This is a genomic window from Streptomyces sp. enrichment culture (genome assembly GCF_964273145.1).
GTDB lineage: Bacteria > Actinomycetota > Actinomycetes > Streptomycetales > Streptomycetaceae > Streptomyces.
On the sequence record NZ_OZ186873.1, the window covers coordinates 2,036,817 to 2,054,999 of the forward strand.

The following is an 18,183-nucleotide window of genomic DNA, read 5'->3' on the forward strand; positions in this document are numbered from 1 at the left end:
GTGGGTCACAGCCGTACGGTCTTCACCGCGAACTGGCTCAGCGCCGTGTAGTACGGCCGCAGCTCCGTCCTGACCGGCCGCGGGGCGGCCGGCGCCGTGCCCAGGCTGCGCCGGGCACGGCGGACGGCGCGGCCCACCACCGACGGCCGTGCCGCGGGGCCGCTGGTGAGCACCGGGCGGGGGAAGGTGAACACGTCGATCGGCTTGAGCACGTCGGTGGCCAGCTTCGCCAGCGCGGCGCGCGGCGCTCCCTCCTCCGGACGGATCCAGAAGTCCCAGATGGCCTCCTTGCCGTCCTCCTCGCCGTGCTCCCGCGCGAGGGTCGCGCAGTCGACGACCGCCTCGAAGGCGCCGTCCCCGGCGTCGCGCGCCTCGAACCTGAGCACCCGCTCCTTGTTCCGCCGGTGCACGGCCTCCACCACCGCGCCCCGGCCGAGCGCCGCGCCCCACAGCTCCGCCCGCAGCCGGACGGCCCGGTCGTCCACGCGGACCGGCCCGACCTCGGCGTGCACCTCGCGCAGGGCGCTGCGCACCCGCAGCCGGCCGTTGTCGTGCCGGTGCGGCAGCAGCAGCGCGAGCGGGTGGCCGTGCGGCCGGGGCAGCTCCACGGCGAGCAGGTCCCGGGTGTCGCAGCCGTAGCCGTCGGTGGTCAGCGGCACCTCCGCGCCCGAGGGGGAGGCCAGCGCCGCCTCCCAGGTGCCGTGCGGCAGTCCGGCGTCCCAGGCGACGAGCGCCTCACCGGCGTCGGAGAACGGGAAGCGGCGCTCCTCGCCGTCCTTGCCGCTGCGGCGCAGCACCAGCTCGGCGCCGTGGGCCCGGTCGGGCAGCGGGCCGACCGCGATGTGCACGCTGCCCCGGTCGTCGACCCGGGCGGTGGCGTGCCGGGGCAGCGCCTTGCGGGCGAACGCCCGCTCCAGGATGGCCTCGAAGCGCTCCCGGCTGGCGGTCTCGTGGAAGCGTTCGGCGCCGCGCACGGCGTTGGCGCCCATCTTGTGCCGCAGCTCGTCGTCCTGCACCAGCCGCAGGATCGCCTCGGCCATCTCCTCCACGTCACCGCGCGGGACGAGCAGCCCGTCCTCGCCGGGGGTGAGGATGTTGCGCGGGCCGTGGTCGGCGTCGGTGCTGACCACGGGCAGCCCGGCCGCCATGGCCTCCACGATGACGTTGCCGAACGCCTCCCGCTTGGACGGCAGGACGAAGATCGAGCCCTTGCCGAACTCCGGCGTGACCGGGGCGGTCTGCCCCATCAGCAGGATGCTGTTGGACAGGCCCAGTTCCTCGATGCGGGCCCGCAGCCGGGCCTTCTCGGCGCCGCTGCCGTAGATCCGCAGCGTCCAGTCGGGTGCCTGGGCGTGGACCTTGGCGAAGGCGTCGATGAGCAGGGCGTGGTTCTTGTTGTCGGTGAGGTGGCCGGCGGCGACGACGACCTTGTTGGTGCCCTTGGAGCGGATCGGGGAGGCCGGCACGCAGTTGGGCATGACCGCCAGCCGGTCCCGCACCGCCGGCACCTGCCGGCCGATGCTCTCGACCTCCTCCGGGGTGAGCGCCGTCAGGGCGTCCAGGGACAGGTAGGCGGGGAAGAGCCGTTCCTTGATGTCCTTGGCGTAGATGGACGGCATCGAGTGCTCCTGGGCGACCTTGAGGTACGTGCCCGGGGCCTGCGCCAGCATGATGGTGTTGCGCGGGCTGGAGCTGACCACGACGTCGGCGTCCGTGGTGGCGAGGTAGTCGAGCAGCCGCAGCTCGGCGAGCCGGCTGACCACCGGCTTCTTGGAGCCGGTGTTCGGCGGGTAGACCAGCGGCCACTTCTCCACCAGCGGATCGTCCAGGTCGGACACCGGTGAGTGCGGGCGCAGATCGCTGAGCACCCGCACCGAAACCCTGGGGTCGAGGGGGAAGTACGACTCGTCGCGCACCTTGCGCAGCGCCACGATCTCCACCTCGTGCCGGTCGGCGAGCGCGCCGGCCAGTGCCTGGGTCGCGCTCACCACTCCCCCCATGTGACAGAGGTCGCGGACCAGGAATGCAATCTTCACTGTGAATCCCCATCCAGGGCGCCGCGTACGGGCGCCGTACTTGGCCGTGGTCCGATGGCCGGTCGTCGGTGCCGACCGGTCGCCCCGGATTGCCCGCCGCGCGGGCGGGACGAGCCCCGGCCGGGCAGAGAGCGGCCCCGCACATTAGACGGGGGAGGACCGTCCGGCGTTGTTCACCGAACGGTCACGATTGAGACACGTCACCGAGGACCGGCGCACGTACCGGTGCCGGCGCGCGCCGCCGCGCGGCACCGGCCGGTCCCGCGGACGGCCGCCGGCGCGCCCCCCGCGCCGCGGGGCCGGGGACGGGCGCCGGCGGCCGTCCCGCGCCGCTCGGGGGAACGAACCCCTAGAACGGCTCGAAGTCGTCGAACTCCCGCTGCGCCTCGTCCCGCTCTGCCTGCCGGTCCCGGCGCCGCTGCGCGGCCGGCCGGGGGGCCTCCAGGCGGTGGTCCTCGCCGCGCCGGCCGAGCATCTCGGCACCGGCCATCACCGACGGCTCCCAGTCGAAGACGACCGCGTTCTCCTCGGGACCGATGGCGACACCGTCCCCGGCGCGGGCACCCGCCTTCATCAGCTCCTCCTCGACACCGAGGCGGTTGAGCCGGTCGGCGAGGTAGCCGACGGCCTCGTCGTTGTTGAAGTCGGTCTGCCGCACCCAGCGCTCCGGCTTCTCGCCGCGCACCCGGAACAGGCCGTCGTCCTCGCGCGTGACGGTGAAGCCGGCGTCGTCGACCGCCTTGGGCCGGATCACGATGCGCGTCGCCTCTTCCCTGGGCTTGGCGGCACGCGCGGCGGCCACCAGCTCGGCCAGCGCGAACGACAGCTCCCTCAGCCCGGTGTGCGCGACCGCCGACACCTCGAACACGCGGTATCCGCGCGCCTGGAGTTCCGGCCGCACCATCTCGGCGAGGTCCTTGCCGTCCGGTACGTCGATCTTGTTCAGGACGACGATCCGCGGCCGGTCGTCGAGGCCGCCGTACTGCCGCAGCTCCTCCTCGATGACGTCGAGGTCGGAGACGGGGTCGCGGTCGGACTCCAGCGCGGCCGTGTCCAGCACGTGCACCAGCACGCTGCACCGCTCCACGTGCCGCAGGAACTCCAGTCCCAGCCCCCTGCCCTGGCTGGCGCCGGGGATGAGGCCGGGGACGTCGGCGATCGTGTACACGGTCGAGCCGGCCGTCACCACGCCCAGGTTGGGCACCAGGGTGGTGAAGGGGTAGTCGGCGATCTTCGGCTTGGCCGCGCTGAGCACGGAGATCAGCGACGACTTGCCCGCGCTGGGGTAACCGACCAGCGCCACGTCGGCGACGGTCTTCAGCTCCAGCACGATCTCGCGCACGTCACCGGGCTCGCCGAGCAGTGCGAAGCCGGGCGCCTTGCGCCGCGCGGAGGCCAGCGCCGCGTTGCCGAGGCCGCCCCGGCCGCCCTGCGCGGCGACGTAGGAGGTGCCGTGGCCGACCAGGTCGGCCAGGACGTTGCCCGCCTTGTCGAGGACCACGGTGCCGTCCGGCACCGGCAGGACCAGGTCCTGGCCGTCCTTGCCGGAGCGGCTGCCGCCCTCGCCGGGCTTGCCGTTGGTGGCCTTGCGGTGCGGGGAGTGGTGGTAGTCCAGCAGTGTGGTCACCGACTGGTCGACGGTGAGGATCACGTCGCCGCCGCGGCCGCCGTTGCCGCCGTCCGGGCCGCCCAGCGGCTTGAACTTCTCACGGTGGACGGAGGCACAGCCGTGGCCTCCGTTACCCGCGGCGACGTGGAGTTCGACGCGGTCCACGAAGGTGGTCATGGTGGGGTGCCTCCTGGGGGTGCCCCGGCCGGGCCGGGGAGGTACGGGGGTTGCTCTCTGCTCCAACGCGCGAAAGGCGGACCCGCTTCCCGTGAGGGAAGTGAGGTCCGCCTCGCGAAAGTGTCCGATCAGGCGACCGGAACGATGTTCACGACCTTGCGGCCGCGGTGGGTGCCGAACTGCACCGAACCGGCCTGCAGGGCGAACAGCGTGTCGTCGCCGCCACGGCCGACACCGGCGCCCGGGTGGAAGTGGGTGCCGCGCTGGCGGACCAGGATCTCACCCGCGTTGACGACCTGACCGCCGAAGCGCTTCACGCCGAGCCGCTGGGCGTTGGAGTCGCGACCGTTCCGGGTGGACGATGCGCCCTTCTTGTGTGCCATCTGTTCTCAGTCCCTTACTTCGCAGCCGTGGGGATCTCAGTGACCTTGATCGCCGTGTACTGCTGGCGGTGGCCCTGACGACGACGGTAGCCGGTCTTGTTCTTGTAGCGCAGAATGTCGATCTTCTGGCCCTTGTGGTGGTCCACGACCTCGGCCTGGACCTTGATACCGGCCAGCACCCACGGGTCGCTGGTCACGGAGTCGCCGTCGACGAGCAGCAGGGTCGAGAGCTCGACCGTGTCGCCGACCTTGGCGGTGGAAATCTTGTCAACCTCGACGATGTCGCCGACAGCAACCTTGTGCTGCCGACCACCGCTGCGCACGATCGCGTACACGCGGAACTCACTCTCTACGCTCGGGGAACGGCACCCCCGCAGGCCAGCCGTCCGGATTGACGGACGGCCTCTCCCGGCCAGCCCTGTGTCCGGGAGGAAGAGGTTTACGGGGATGTGGCATGTCAGTGGACACGCCGACGGTCAAGGTTACGGGCCCCTGCCCACAGGGGTCAAACCGGGCCCCCTCGGTCCGGTCTGCGGCCGGCGAGGGGGCGAGCCGGGTCAGTACCGGGAGGCGATCTCCCGGCCCTTGGCGAGGTCGTCGTGGTTGTCGATCTCGACCCACGGCACGTCGCCGATCGGCGCCACGTCGACGCGGAAACCGCGGTCCACCAGCTCCTGGTAACCGTCCTCGTAGTACAGCTGCGGGTCCCGCTCGAAGGTCGCCCGCAGCGCGTCGGCCAGCTCCGCCGCCGCCTCGCCCTCGATCAGCGTCACACCGATGTACTCACCGGTCGCCTCCGCCGGGTCCATCAGCTTGGTGATCCGCCGCACCCCCTTGTCCGGGTCCACGACGACCTTCATCTCCTCGTCGGCCAGCCGCTTGACCGTGTCCAGCGCGAGGATGATCTTCTTGCCCTGCCCGCGGGCCGCCAGCAGCGTCTTCTCCACCGAGACCGGGTGCACGGTGTCGCCGTTGGCCAGGATCACCCCGTCCCTCAGCGCCTCCCGCCCGCACCACAGGGAGTAGGCGTTGTTCCACTCCTCGGCCCTGTCGTTGTCGATCAGGGTGAGCTTCAGGCCGTACTTCGCCTCCAGCTGCTCCTTGCGCGCGTACACCGCCTCCTTGCGGTAACCGACGACGACCGCGACCTCGGACAGCCCGACCTCCGCGAAGTTGCCCAGCGTCAGGTCCAGCACGGTCAGGCCGTCCGGCGCGCCCTCGGGCCCCACCGGAACCAGCGCCTTGGGCAGGGTGTCGGTGTAGGGCCGCAGGCGCCGTCCGGCACCGGCGGCGAGTATGAGGCCGATCATCGTGTTTCTCTCCTTGCTTGCGTGCCGTCCGGCAGCGCCCCGGGCGAGGCGCCGGGGCCGGTGGGACGGCGTGGGGCCCTGCCCGCAGGCGGGCAGGGCCCCACGCCGGTGAACCCCGGTCGGGTCAGGCCTCGTCGGTGGAGGCCGAGACGGACGAGGCCGTCTGCTCGGCCGCCGCGGTCTTCTTCGAGGCCGTCTTCTTGGCCGCCGTCTTCTTCGTGGCGGCGGTCTTCTTGGCGGCGGTCTTCTTGGCGGCGGTCTTCTTCGCCGTGGCCTTCTTGGCCGCCGTCTTCTTGACCGCCGTCTTCTTCGCGGCCGCCTCCTCGGCCGCCGCCTCCTCGGTGGCCGCGGTCTGCTCGGCCGCCGCCTCCTCGGTGGCGGCGGTCTTCTTGGCCGCCGTCTTCCTCGTGGCGGCGGTCTTCTTCGTGGCCGCCTTCTTCGCCGTGGCCTTCTTGGCCGTCTTGCGCGCCGCCTTCTTGGCCGGAGCGGCCTCTTCGGCGGCTGCGGCGGTCCCGGCCTCTTCCGGAGCCCCGGCGACCTGCTCGGCAGGGGCCTCCTGCGCCGGGGCTTCCTGCGCGGCGGCAGGCCCGGCGGTCGACGGCAGGACCATGACGGCCGCCTCCACGGGCGCGGTGGGCGCGGTGGGCTTCCGCACGGCGCGGCGCCGCGGACGGGCCGGGGCGGTGGGCTCGGGCTGCTCCGGCGGAGCAGCAGGAGCAACCTCCTCGGCCCGCGCGACCGGCGCCGCCTCGGGGACCGTCACCACGGCCGCCTCGGCTCCCGCCGGCGATCCGGCCGGCGCGGACACCCTGCGGGTCGCCCGGCGACGCGTACGGCCCTTGGGCGCGGCCTCCTCGGCCGCCGGGGCCTCGGCGGCCGGGGCCTCGGCGGCCGGGGCCTCGGCGGCCGGAGCCGCGACGACCGCGTCCTCGACGGCCGCGGGCTCGGCCAGCGCCTCGGCGGCCGTCTCCCGGCGCACCGGACGCTCGGCCTCCTGCTCGGCCGTCACGTCCTGAGCCGTGGGCACCTGGACCTGAGCGGCCTTCCCGGCCTTGCCGGCCTCACCGCGGGACGCGCCCGCCGGAGCCGACGCCCGCCGGCTCGTCCGGCGCCGCGTACGCCCGCGTCCCGCCGCGGCCTCCGCCTCGGCGATGCTGCTGTACAGCTCCTCGTCCGGCGCGAAGTCGGGTGCCGGCAGGGCGACCGGCCCGGCGGCCTCGGCGGTCACCTCGGCCTCGGACTCGGCCTCCGCCTCCTGCTCCGCCGTCTCGGCACCCTCGACGGCCGCCACGGCCTCGTGCTCGTGCTCGTGCGGCTGCTCGGCACCACCCGCACGCGCCCGCTTGCGGCGCTTGCCACCGCTCGGGGCGGCGGACGGCTGGTCCAGGTGGACGATGACTCCGCGCCCGTTGCAGTGGACGCAGGTCTCCGAGAACGACTCCAGCAGGCCCTGCCCGACCCGCTTGCGGGTCATCTGCACGAGCCCCAGCGAGGTCACCTCGGCGACCTGGTGCTTCGTACGGTCGCGGCCCAGGCACTCCAGCAGGCGGCGCAGCACCAGGTCGCGGTTGGACTCCAGCACCATGTCGATGAAGTCGATGACGATGATGCCGCCGAGGTCGCGCAGCCTGAGCTGGCGCACGATCTCCTCGGCCGCCTCCAGGTTGTTCCTGGTGACGGTCTCCTCCAGGTTGCCGCCCTGGCCGGTGAACTTGCCGGTGTTGACGTCGATGACGACCATCGCCTCGGTCCGGTCGATCACCAGCGAACCGCCGCTGGGCAGCCAGACCTTGCGGTCCAGGGCCTTGGCGAGCTGCTCGTCGATCCGGTACGTGGCGAAGACGTCGACCTCGGACGTCCACCGCTGCAGGCGGTCGGCGAGGTCCGGCGCGACGTGGGAGACGTACCCGTGGATGGTCTCCCAGGCGTCGTCACCGCTGACGACGACCTTGGAGAAGTCCTCGTTGAAGATGTCGCGCACGACCCGCACGGTCATGTCCGGCTCGCCGTACAGCAGCGTCGGCGCGTTGCCGTTCTTGGCCTTCTTCTGGATCTCCTCCCACTGCGCCTGGAGCCGCTCGACGTCGCGGCGCAGTTCGTCCTCGCTGGCGCCCTCGGCGGCGGTGCGCACGATGACGCCCGCGTCCTCGGGGACGATCTTCTTGAGGATGGTCTTCAGCCGGGCCCGCTCGGTGTCGGGCAGCTTGCGGCTGATGCCGGTCATCGAGCCCTCGGGCACGTACACGAGGTAACGGCCGGGGAGGGAGACCTGGCTGGTGAGACGGGCGCCCTTGTGCCCGATGGGGTCCTTCGTCACCTGGACGAGCACGGGCTGCCCGGACTTGAGGGCGGTCTCGATGCGGCGCGGCCCGTTGGCCATGCCCAGCGCCTCGAAGTTGACCTCGCCCGCGTACAGCACGGCGTTGCGGCCCTTGCCGATGTCGATGAAGGCGGCCTCCATCGACGGCAGGACGTTCTGCACCTTGCCGAGGTAGACGTTGCCGACGTACGACGTCGACTGCTCCTTGTTGACGTAGTGCTCGACGAGCACGCCGTCCTCCAGGACGCCGATCTGCGTGCGGTCGCCGTGCTGGCGGACGACCATCACGCGCTCGACGGCCTCGCGCCGGGCCAGGAACTCGGCCTCGGTGATGATCGGCACCCGGCGGCGGCCCTGCTCGCGGCCCTCGCGGCGGCGCTGCTTCTTGGCCTCCAGACGGGTCGAGCCCTTGATGGACTGCACCTCGTCGGACGGCTCGGCGGCCTTGCGCGGCTCGCGGACCTTGACGACGGTGCGCTCGGGGTCGTCGGCGGAGGGCTCGGGGTCGGCGGAGGTGTCACCGGCGCGGCGACGGCGGCGACGACGGCGACGGCTGCTGGTGGAGCCGTTCCCGGCGTGGGCGTGCTCGTCGGCGGCAGCCGCGGACTCCTCCGCCTCCTCAGTGTCCTCCTCCACCTGCTCGGCGGTGTCCTCGGCGTCCTGGGCGGCCTGTTCGGCGGCGAACTCCTCGGAGTCGGCGTCCACGCCCTCACCGGCCTCGCCCCGGCGGCGGCGACGGCCGCCCCGGCGCCGGCGGCGGCGCGAACCGCCCTCCTCGGCATCCTCGGCGTCGACCTCGTCGGACTCCTCGGGCTCCTCGGCCTCCTCGGGCTCCGGTTCCTCCTCGGCCCGGGGCTCCACGGCACGCTCGTCGGCCGCCGCGCTCCGGCGGCGCCGGCGGCGGCGCGAACCGACGGCCTGCTCCTCCGGGAACTCCTCTGCCCCCTGGACCTCCGCGGCCTCTGCGGCCTCCGCGGCCTCCTCGTGCTCCTCAGTCCCGGCGGCCACGGCAGCCGCCTCCGCGGCGGCCCGCTCCGGCGTCTGGAACTTCGGCTCGGCGAAGACCGGAGGCTGGAAGACGGCGACGGCGGGACGTGCCGGGCGTCGCGGAGCGTCGGCCTCGGCGGCGGACGCGCCGGCGGGCTGGGCGGGCGCGGCGAAGCCGGTGGCCGCCTTGCGGACGGCCCGGCGCCGCGTACGGCGCGGAGCGGCTTCCTCGGCCTGCGCGGCCTCACCCGTCTCGTCGGCGGGGGCCTCGGGTGCCTGGCTCACGACGGCGTCCTTCCGGCCGTCACCCGCGGCGCTCCCGGGGGATGCGGCGGCCTCGGCCGTCCCGGCGGCCTCGGCGGGCGCGGACACCCGGCGCGCGGCCCGGCGCCGCGTACGGCGCGGAGCGGCGGCCTCGTCGTCGGCACCGGCGCCCTCGGCGGCCGGAGCCTCGGCGCCGGAGACCGGCACCGCTTCCGGAGCAACGGCCTGCGCGGACACCTCGGCCTGCTCGGACACCGCCGACGGCTCCGGCGCGGACACCGTACGCGTCGCACGATGCCGCGTACGGCGCGGAGCGGCGCTCCCGGCCGCCTCGGTGACCTCGGGGGCTTCGGTGGCGGTCCCGGCGGCCGGAGCCTCGGCGCCGGACACCGGCACCGCTTCCGGAGCAACGGCCTGCGCGGACACCTCGGCCTGCGCGGACACCGCCGACGGCTCCGGCGCGGACACCGTACGCGTCGCACGACGCCGCGTACGGCGCGGAGCGGCGCTCTCGGCCGCCTCGGTGACCTCGGGGGTTTCGGTGATGGTCTCGGCGGGCTCACCCGTCCCGGCGGCGGGGGTCGCGGGGACGACGGTCTCGGCCGCCTCCGCCGCCGCGGGGGCGCCGGCGGGTGCGGAGGCACGGCGCACGACGCGCCGGCGGCGACGGCCGGCGGGCGCGGGCTCCTCGGCGGCGGGTGCCGCGGTCTCCTCCGCCGCCTTCTCCTCGTCACCGGCCGTGGCGGCGGGCGCGAGGGCCTCGGCCTCCTCGCTCCCGGTCCGCGTCGCGGCCGGTATGGCCGGCGCGACCGTCTCCGCCGGGGTGTCGGAGGAAGTGGCCGGCGGACCCGCCGGCCGTGAAGCGGCCCGGCGCCGACGACGCGGCGGCAGGGTGTCGCTGGGGGTGTTCTGTTCGGAACCCTGGGTGGGCTCGGTCGGTTCGAGCATGCGGGCGTTTCTCCCGTCAGGCTCCCGGGCGCCGCGCCTGGTCCGGCGCTCGATCAGGTCGATCACCGTTGACGTCCGCGGCTCGCGCGGTGCGCGGTGCCGCCGTCCGGGGCGCGGGCGCCGCTCGGAAGCTCTCCGTGTCCTGTCTCGCCGGTTCCGTACCCCTTTTTGTGCACGGCCTGGCGAAAGTCTTCTGGTCGGTGCGCTGCCCGACCCAGGTGGCTCCCGAGTTCGAGGGCGGCGCTTCGACGTCCGTCCCTGGTGGGGACCTTCCTTACGCCGGCGCCTTCGCGGCGGCAGTCGCGCCGGCCGCCTGCGGCGCGGTCGCTGCTGCCTCGCGGTCGGGCGCGAGCGGGTCGGTCACCGTGCCGGTCTCTTCATCGAACAGCCCCTGCGCCAGCCTGGTCACCGCTGCGGGGACCGGCGGCGCCAGGTCGGCCACGGCGCTGAGACCGGACAGGACGTCGTCGGGTCGTACGGCAGGCGTCACGTGCCGAACCACCAGCCGCAGTATCGCACAGGGCCGGTCACTCGGCCTATCAGCCGGGGAACTCTGCGTTTCCACGCTCTCCAGGTTCGCGACGGCGGACCGGGCGTCGAAGGTGCGGACGCCGTTCTTGGTCAGGCGCTGGACCTCCACGGTCCCGGCGGCGTTGAACGCCTCGACGGCGCGCGCGGCCTGCGCGGGCTCCACCCCGTCCAGCCGCAGCTCCCACACGGAGGCCGTCAGCCGGTCGGCGAGCCCGGGGGTCCGGGCCTCCACCGCCTCGATCACGTCGAGCCCGGCGGGCAGCGACTCGTCGAGGAGGACCCTGAGCTGTTCGGGGTCCCGCGGCTCGGTGAGCGCGATCTCCAGGTACTCCGCCTCACTGCCCGTGCCGGTGGGTGCGGCATTGGCGTACGACACCTTCGGATGCGGCGTGAACCCCGCCGAGTACGCCATCGGCACCTCGGCTCGGCGCAACGCGCGCTCGAAGGCGCGCTGGAAGTCACGGTGGCTGGTGAACCGGAGGCGGCCGCGCTTGGTGTAGCGCAGTCTGATGCGCTGCACCGCGGGTACCGGCGGCGGGCCTTCGGGCTGTCGCTTGCCCAGTGTCGTTCAGTCCTTCGTGAGAGCGGTCGTACTGCTACCAAGAGTACGACCCTCGGCAACCGAAGGTTCCCGCCGGTCCGCCGCCCGGACCGGCGCCGGCTCCCCGAACAGCATCCGCCGCACGTCGGCACGGGCCTGCCGCGCGGAGGCCCGGGCGGAGCCGAGCGCCCGCCGCGCCGCCCGCCCGACCCCGCGCGCGGCCTCGGCGGCGGGCCTGAGCACGGCGTCCCGCACGACGTGCCCGACGGGCGTCAGCACGCTGCGGTACACCCACCGCACCGGCTCCACGACGATCCACCGCAGGAGCGTCCCGAGCGCCCGCCCGACGGCGAGCGAGACGTACCCCGCCACCCGCCAGGCGTGCCCGAGCGCCGCCCGGACCTCCCTTCCGACGACGGCGAGCACCCGCCCGACGGGCGCGAGCACCCACCGCCACACACCGACGGCCGGCAGGACGAACAGCACCCTCGCCACCCGGTACAACGCGATCCCGATCCCGGTCACGGCCATGCGCGCGCACCACGCCAGACCCCTGCCGCACCAGGCGAGGGCTCGTCCGGCCGGCGCGAGCACCCAGGTGCGCAGCCACACCGCCGGCACGACGACGAGGCAGCGCGCCAGCACGCCCAGCACCGCGTACACGGCGCGCCCGACGGCCGCGAACCCGGCGCCCACGGCCCGGAGCACCCGCACCACCGCATGCCCGGCCGGGACCAGCACCCGCGTGTACACCCACGCGAACCCGTGCCCGAGCGGGGTCAGCACCCACCGGTACAGCCACACCGCCGGGACGCCGACGCACACCTTCGCCAGCCGGGCCAGCCCCTTCGCCACGGGCACGACGACGTACCGCCACACCCCCACGAAGGGCCACACGAACACCGCGCGCCCCAGCCACAGCAGGGCCCGCCCGACGGGCCGCAGCACCGTGTCGTTCAGGAACCGCGCCCCGGCGGCCAGCGCGTCCCACATCATCCGCACCGGCAGGACCAGCACCAGCATCACGATCCGCACCGGAATCCGGATCGCGGCGACGAGGCATCCCCCGCCCGGCGCCGGCCGCCGCTCACCGTGAACGGGCCGTGCGGCCGCCTCGGCCGACGCGGGGCTCTCCGGGGGCTGTTTCCGCAGTTCCATACCGGGGTAGACGCGGCAGCACCCCCTTCGGATGCGTCCGGCGGCCATCTCGCCCCGGCCGCCGGACAAGCGCGTGCGCCCCGCCCGGGGACCCGGGCGGGGCGCACGCGGAGTCCGGCTCAGCCCCGGCCGCCGCCGGGCGCGGCGTTCTTGACCGTCAGGGGCAGGAGCTTCTTGCCCGTCGGGCCGATCTGGATGTGGGTGTCCATCTGCGGGCAGACGCCGCAGTCGAAGCAGGGCGTCCAGCGGCAGTCCTCGACCTCGGTCTCGTCGAGGGCGTCCTGCCAGTCCTCCCAGAGCCAGTCCTTGTCCAGGCCGGAGTCGAGGTGGTCCCAGGGAAGGACCTCCTCGTAGCCGCGCTCGCGGGTGGTGTACCAGTCGACGTCGACGCCGAAGGGCGCCAGCGCCTTCTCCGCGCAGCTCATCCAGCGGTCGTACGAGAAGTGCTCGCGCCAGCCGTCGAACCGGCCGCCGTCCTCGTACACGGCGCGGATGACCGCGCCGACACGGCGGTCGCCGCGCGACAGCAGGCCCTCGACGATGCCGGGCTTGCCGTCGTGGTACCGGAAGCCGATGGACCGGCCGTACCTCTTGTCACCGCGGATCTTGTCGCGCAGCTTCTGCAGGCGGGCGTCCGTCTCCTCCGCCGACAGCTGCGGCGCCCACTGGAAGGGGGTGTGGGGCTTGGGGACGAAGCCGCCGATCGAGACGGTGCAGCGGATGTCGTTCGACCCGGACACCTCGCGCCCCTTCTGGATCACGCGGGTGGCCATGTCGGCGATCTGCAGGACGTCCTCGTCGGTCTCCGTCGGCAGGCCGCACATGAAGTACAGCTTCACCTGCCGCCAGCCGTTGCCGTACGCCGTGGCGACCGTCCGGATCAGGTCGTCCTCGGAGACCATCTTGTTGATGACCTTGCGGATGCGCTCCGAGCCGCCCTCGGGTGCGAAGGTCAGACCGGACCGGCGGCCGTTTCTGGTCAGCTCGTTCGCCAGGTCGATGTTGAAGGCGTCGACGCGGGTCGACGGCAGCGACAGGCCGATCTTGTCGTCCGTGTAGCGGTCCGCCAGCCCCTTGGCGATGTCACCGATCTCGGAGTGGTCGGCGCTGGACAGCGACAGCAGGCCGACCTCCTCGAAGCCGGTCGCGTTCAGGCCCTTCTCCACCATCTCGCCGATGCCGGTGATCGACCGCTCGCGCACCGGACGGGTGATCATGCCGGCCTGGCAGAAGCGGCAGCCGCGGGTGCAGCCGCGGAAGATCTCGACCGACATGCGCTCGTGGACCGTCTCCGCCAGCGGCACCAGCGGCTGCTTCGGGTAGGGCCACTCGTCCAGGTCCATCACGGTGTGCTTGGACACCCGCCACGGCACGCCGGACCGGTTGGGTACGACGCGGGCGATACGGCCGTCCGGCAGGTACTCGACGTCGTAGAAGCCGGGAACGTACACCCCGCCCGTCTTCGCCAGGCGCAGCAGCAGTTCCTCGCGGCCGCCCGGCCGCCCCTCCGCCTTCCAGGCGCGGATGATCCCGGTGATCTCCAGCACGGCCTGCTCGCCGTCGCCGATGACCGCGCAGTCGATGAAGTCGGCGATCGGCTCGGGGTTGAACGCGGCGTGCCCGCCGGCCATCACGATCGGGTCGTCCGGCCCGCGGTCCCTCGCCTCCAGCGGAATGCCGGCCAGGTCCAGCGCGGCCAGCATGTTCGTGTACCCCAGTTCCGTGGAGAACGACAGGCCCAGCACGTCGAACGCGCGCACCGGCCGGTGGCTGTCCACCGTGAACTGCGGGACGCCGTGCTCCCGCATCAGCGCCTCCAGGTCCGGCCACACGCTGTAGGTGCGCTCGGCGAGGACGCCCTCCTGCTCGTTCAGTACCTCGTACAGGATCATGACGCCCTGGTTGGGCAGGCCGACCTCGTAGGCGTCGGGGTACATGAGCGCCCAGCGGACGTCGCAGGAGTCCCAGTCCTTGACCGTGGAGTTGAGCTCTCCGCCGACGTACTGGATCGGCTTCTGCACATGCGGGAGCAGAGCTTCGAGCTGCGGGAACACAGACTCGGCGGCTTCGGCAGGCATCTCGCGGAACCTTCGTGTGCTGGCTGGGGGTACCCCCGGCCGGAGGCTGGGGGCGGGTGACCATCAAGCGTAACCCGTTCGCGGGGTACCTCCGGACCCGGCGCTCACCGGCTGCCCGTGCCGGGGTGCCTGCCCCGCCCTCCTCGAGCGGGGCAGGCACCCCCACAGAGCCCGGTCAGGCGCCGCGAGCGCCCCCGGTCCCCTCCGCGCCCGCCCGGGCCGACGCGGTGCTCACGCCGACATGGGCCGCTGCACGGTGATCGACTGCAACAACCCCACCGCTATCCACACGGCGAACATCGACGACCCGCCGTACGACACGAAGGGCAGCGGCAGCCCCGTCACCGGCATGATGCCGAGCGTCATGCCGATGTTCTCGAAGGCCTGGAACGCGAACCAGGCCACGATCCCGGCCGCGACGATCGTGCCGTACAGGTCGGTGGTCTCCCGCGCGATGCGGCACGCGCGCCACAGCACCACGCCCAGCAGCAGGATGATGAACCCGGCCCCGACGAACCCCAGCTCCTCACCCGCCACGGTGAAGACGAAGTCCGTCTGCTGCTCGGGCACGAACTGCCCCGTCGTCTGCGAACCGTGGAAGAGCCCGGAGCCCGTCAGCCCTCCGGAGCCGATCGCGATGCGCGCCTGGTTGGTGTTGTAGCCGACGCCCGCCGGGTCCAGTTCCGGATTGGCGAAGGCCGCGAAGCGGTTGATCTGGTACTCGTCCAGGACGCCCAGCTGCCACACCGCGACCGCTCCGACGGCCCCGCTCCCGAGCAGCCCGAACACCCACCGGTTGGACGCGCCGGAGGCGAGCAGCACCCCCAGCACGATGACGACCATCACCATGACCGACCCGAGGTCGGGCATGAGCATCACGATCAGCATGGGCACGGCGGCCAGCCCCAGGGCCTGGAGCACCGTCCGGTGGTCGGGGTACGGCTTGTCCCCCGCGTCCACCCGCGCCGCCAGCAGCATCGCCATGCCCAGGATGATCGTTATCTTCACGAACTCCGACGGCTGCAGCGAGAACCCGCCGCCGAGCTGGATCCACGAGTGGGCGCCGTTGATCGTCGAGCCGAGCGGCGTGAGGACCAGCAGGATCAGGAAGACGGACGCCCCGTACAGGAGCGGCACGACCGTCCGCAGCGTGCGGTGGCCCAGCCAGACCGTGGCGATCATCAGGGCGATCCCGATGCCGGTGTTCAGCAGGTGGCGGACGAAGAAGTAGTACGGGTCGCCCTGGTTGAGCTCGGTGCGGTTGCGGGTCGCCGAGAACACGAGCACCGAGCCGATCAGTGACAGCGCCGTCGCGGACAGCAGTACCGGCCAGTCCAGCCGGCGCACGACCGAGTCGCGGGCGAGCAGCCGCGTCCACCCGGCGCGTTCGGGCCCGTACCCGGAGACCTGGAAGCCGTTCGCCCCCGTCATGCCAGCACCCTCCGCGCCGTCCGGTGTCCGCGCCGGCACCCGCCGGTGCCTCCGCGCCTGTGCCCGCGCCGCCGCGCCTGCCGGTTCTGTGCCGCCGGTGTCGCCACGGTCGCCGCGTCGTCCCCCGGCTGTCCGGTGCCGTCCGGCGCCGGACTCCGGCCCGGCTCGGCGGCCTTCTCCCGCTGCGCGGGGTCCTCGGCGATCCTCGGCGCGGCGATGGTCCCGTCCGGCTTGACCTTCGGCAGGCTCTTCGCCGGCTCGGGCAGCAGCGCCTTCTTCGGGTCGATGGAACCGTCCTCCTGGACGCCGTACAGCGCGTCGTAGATCTTGCGGACGGCCGGGCCGGACGCGCCGGAACCCGTACCGCCCTGGGAGATCGTCATGACGATCGCGTAGTCGTCGGTGTAGGTGGCGAACCACGACGTCGTCTGCTTGCCGTAGACCTCCGCGGTACCGGTCTTGGCGTGCATCGGGATCTCGTCCTGCGGCCAGCCCCCGAACCGCCAGGCGGCCGTACCGCGGGTGGCGACGCCGGCGAGGGCGGCGTCCATCTTGTCCCGCGTCTCCTTGCTTATGGGCAGCCTGCCGTGCGACTCGGGCTCGATCTCGCTGACCTTCTTGCCGTCGGCGCTGACGATGGCCTTGCCGACGCTCGGGGTGTAGAGGGTGCCCCCGTTGGAGATGGCCGCGTAGATGGTGGCCATCTGAATCGGCGTCACCAGCGTGTCGCCCTGGCCGATGGAGTAGTTGATCTCGTCACCGGCGCGCATCTTGTTGCCCTCGATGCAGTTCTCGTACGCGATCTTCTCCACGTACGAGCCGTCCTTCTTGCCCGACTTGCACCAGGCGTCCTTGTTGGCCTCCCAGTACCGCTGCTTCCACTGGCGGTCGGGGACGCGGCCGGTGACCTCGTTGGGCAGGTCGATGCCGGTCTCCTTGCCGAGGCCGAACTGGTGGGCGGCCTTGAAGAAGTAGTCGTTCGGCTCGCCCTTGGGGTCGATGCCGCCGTCCTTCTTCCACTCCTGGTGCGCGAGCCGGTAGTAGACGGTGTCGCAGGAGACCTCCAGCGCCCGGCCCAGATCGATGGCGCCGTAGTTCGCCGACTCGAAGTTCTTGAAGACCTGGCCGCCGACGTTGTACGCGCTGGAGCACTGGTAGCTGCCGTCGAAGTCGTACCCGGCCTCGACGGCGGCGGCCGTGGAGACCACCTTGAAGATCGAGCCGGGGGCCGCCTGACCCTGTATGGCGCGGTTGAGCAGCGGGTAGTTGGAGTTCTTCCCGGTGAGCTTCTTGTAGTCGGCGGAGGAGATGCCGCCGACCCAGGCGTTGGGGTCGTACGTCGGGTTGGACGCCATGGCGACGATGCGGCCGGTCCTGGCCTCCATGACCACGACGGCGCCGGAGTCGGCCTTGTAGGTGGTGCCGGTGTTGCGGTCGTACTCCTTGCGGGCGGCCTTCATGGCCTCGTTCAGCTCGTACTCGGCGACCCGCTGCACCCGGGCGTCGATGCTGGTGACGAGGTTGGAGCCGGGCTGGGCGGCGTCGGACTCCGCCTTGCCGATGACGCGGCCGAGGTTGTCGACCTCGTAGCGGGTGACGCCGGCCTTGCCGCGCAGCTGCTTGTCGTACTGGCGTTCCAGCCCGGAGCGGCCGACCTGGTCCGAGCGCAGGTAGGGCGATTCGCTGTCCTGGGCCTGCTTGATCTCCTCGTCCGTCACGGGCGAGAGGTAGCCCAGCACCTGGGCGGTATTGGCCTTGCCGGGGCTCGGGTAGCGGCGCACGGCCTGCGGTTCGGCGGTGATGCCGGGGAAGTCCTCGGAGCGCTCGCGGATCTGCAGGGCCTGTTTGGGGGTGGCCTCGTCGGTGATGGGGATGGGCTGGTACGGCGAACCGTTCCAGCAGGGCTGCGGCGTCTCGGCGTCGCACAGCCGGACCTTCTCCATGACCTCCTCGGGCCGCATGCCGAGGACGCCGGCGAGTTTGGTGAGGACCGCCTTGCCGTCGTCCTCCATCTTCATCAGGTCGGTGCGGGAGGCGGAGACGACGAGCCGGGTCTCGTTGTCGGCGAGCGGCACGCCGCGCGCGTCCAGGATCGAGCCGCGCACGGCGGGCTGGACGACCTGCTGGACGTGGTTGCCGGAAGCCTCCTTGGCGTACTCCTCGCCCTCGCGGATCTGGAGGTACCACAGCCGGCCCGCGAGGGTGCCCAGGAGGGAGAGGACGAGGACCTGGATGACGACGAGCCGGATCTGGACCCGTGGACTGCGCCCGGTCTCGGGAATGTTGGTCACTGCGGCTGCGTCCCCCTCTCGGTGTGTGTACGTTTCCCGGCGGCCACCTCGAAGCGCGCACGGGCCCTGCCGGGCCGGTCCGCGTGCGCGCCCCGCACGCCCGGAGTGTTCGAAGCGTC

General features: G+C 72.9%; 11 protein-coding genes. All 11 read right to left on the reverse strand.

Annotation, left to right across the window (positions count from 1 at the left end; translation table 11 throughout):
• Positions 1-5: 5 nt before the first annotated feature.
• Entirely contained in the window at positions 6-2,036 is a 2,031-nt protein-coding gene (locus ACSU6Z_RS09270; protein ID WP_437044476.1) for a glycosyltransferase, read from the reverse strand.
• Between the two features lie 349 nt (positions 2,037-2,385).
• Positions 2,386-3,822 (reverse strand): GTPase ObgE, encoded by a 1,437-nt coding sequence (obgE, locus tag ACSU6Z_RS09275; RefSeq protein ID WP_437044477.1) that lies wholly within the window; start codon positions 3,820-3,822, stop codon positions 2,386-2,388.
• A gap of 128 nt (positions 3,823-3,950) precedes the next feature.
• Positions 3,951-4,205 carry a 50S ribosomal protein L27 gene (gene rpmA / locus ACSU6Z_RS09280; RefSeq protein ID WP_010041940.1) on the reverse strand — a complete coding sequence of 85 codons (255 nt, stop codon included), beginning with the start codon at positions 4,203-4,205 and terminating at the stop codon, positions 3,951-3,953.
• A gap of 14 nt (positions 4,206-4,219) precedes the next feature.
• Positions 4,220-4,540: a 50S ribosomal protein L21 gene (gene rplU / locus ACSU6Z_RS09285; protein WP_164391257.1), complete on the reverse strand. Its 321-nt coding sequence runs from the start codon at positions 4,538-4,540 to the stop codon at positions 4,220-4,222.
• A 222-nt stretch (positions 4,541-4,762) separates the two neighbouring features.
• Positions 4,763-5,515, reverse strand: a complete 753-nt coding sequence (locus tag ACSU6Z_RS09290; RefSeq protein ID WP_437044478.1) for a sugar phosphate nucleotidyltransferase — start codon at positions 5,513-5,515, stop codon at positions 4,763-4,765.
• Between the two features lie 124 nt (positions 5,516-5,639).
• Positions 5,640-10,034: an Rne/Rng family ribonuclease gene (locus ACSU6Z_RS09295; RefSeq protein WP_437044479.1), complete on the reverse strand. Its 4,395-nt coding sequence runs from the start codon at positions 10,032-10,034 to the stop codon at positions 5,640-5,642.
• Between the two features lie 274 nt (positions 10,035-10,308).
• Positions 10,309-11,085: a TIGR03936 family radical SAM-associated protein gene (locus ACSU6Z_RS09300; protein WP_437044480.1), complete on the reverse strand. Its 777-nt coding sequence runs from the start codon at positions 11,083-11,085 to the stop codon at positions 10,309-10,311.
• 48 nt (positions 11,086-11,133) lie between these two features.
• Entirely contained in the window at positions 11,134-12,264 is a 1,131-nt protein-coding gene (locus ACSU6Z_RS09305; RefSeq protein WP_437044481.1) for a hypothetical protein, read from the reverse strand.
• A gap of 119 nt (positions 12,265-12,383) precedes the next feature.
• On the reverse strand, positions 12,384-14,342 hold the full coding sequence (locus ACSU6Z_RS09310; protein WP_437044482.1) for a TIGR03960 family B12-binding radical SAM protein: 1,959 nt from the start codon (positions 14,340-14,342) through the stop codon (positions 12,384-12,386).
• Between the two features lie 231 nt (positions 14,343-14,573).
• Positions 14,574-15,773: a rod shape-determining protein RodA gene (rodA, locus tag ACSU6Z_RS09315; RefSeq protein ID WP_437044483.1), complete on the reverse strand. Its 1,200-nt coding sequence runs from the start codon at positions 15,771-15,773 to the stop codon at positions 14,574-14,576.
• Positions 15,770-18,064, reverse strand: a complete 2,295-nt coding sequence (mrdA, locus tag ACSU6Z_RS09320; protein WP_437044484.1) for a penicillin-binding protein 2 — start codon at positions 18,062-18,064, stop codon at positions 15,770-15,772. Before mrdA ends, rodA begins: the two co-directional genes overlap by 4 nt.
• Between the last annotated feature and the right edge of the window lie 119 nt (positions 18,065-18,183).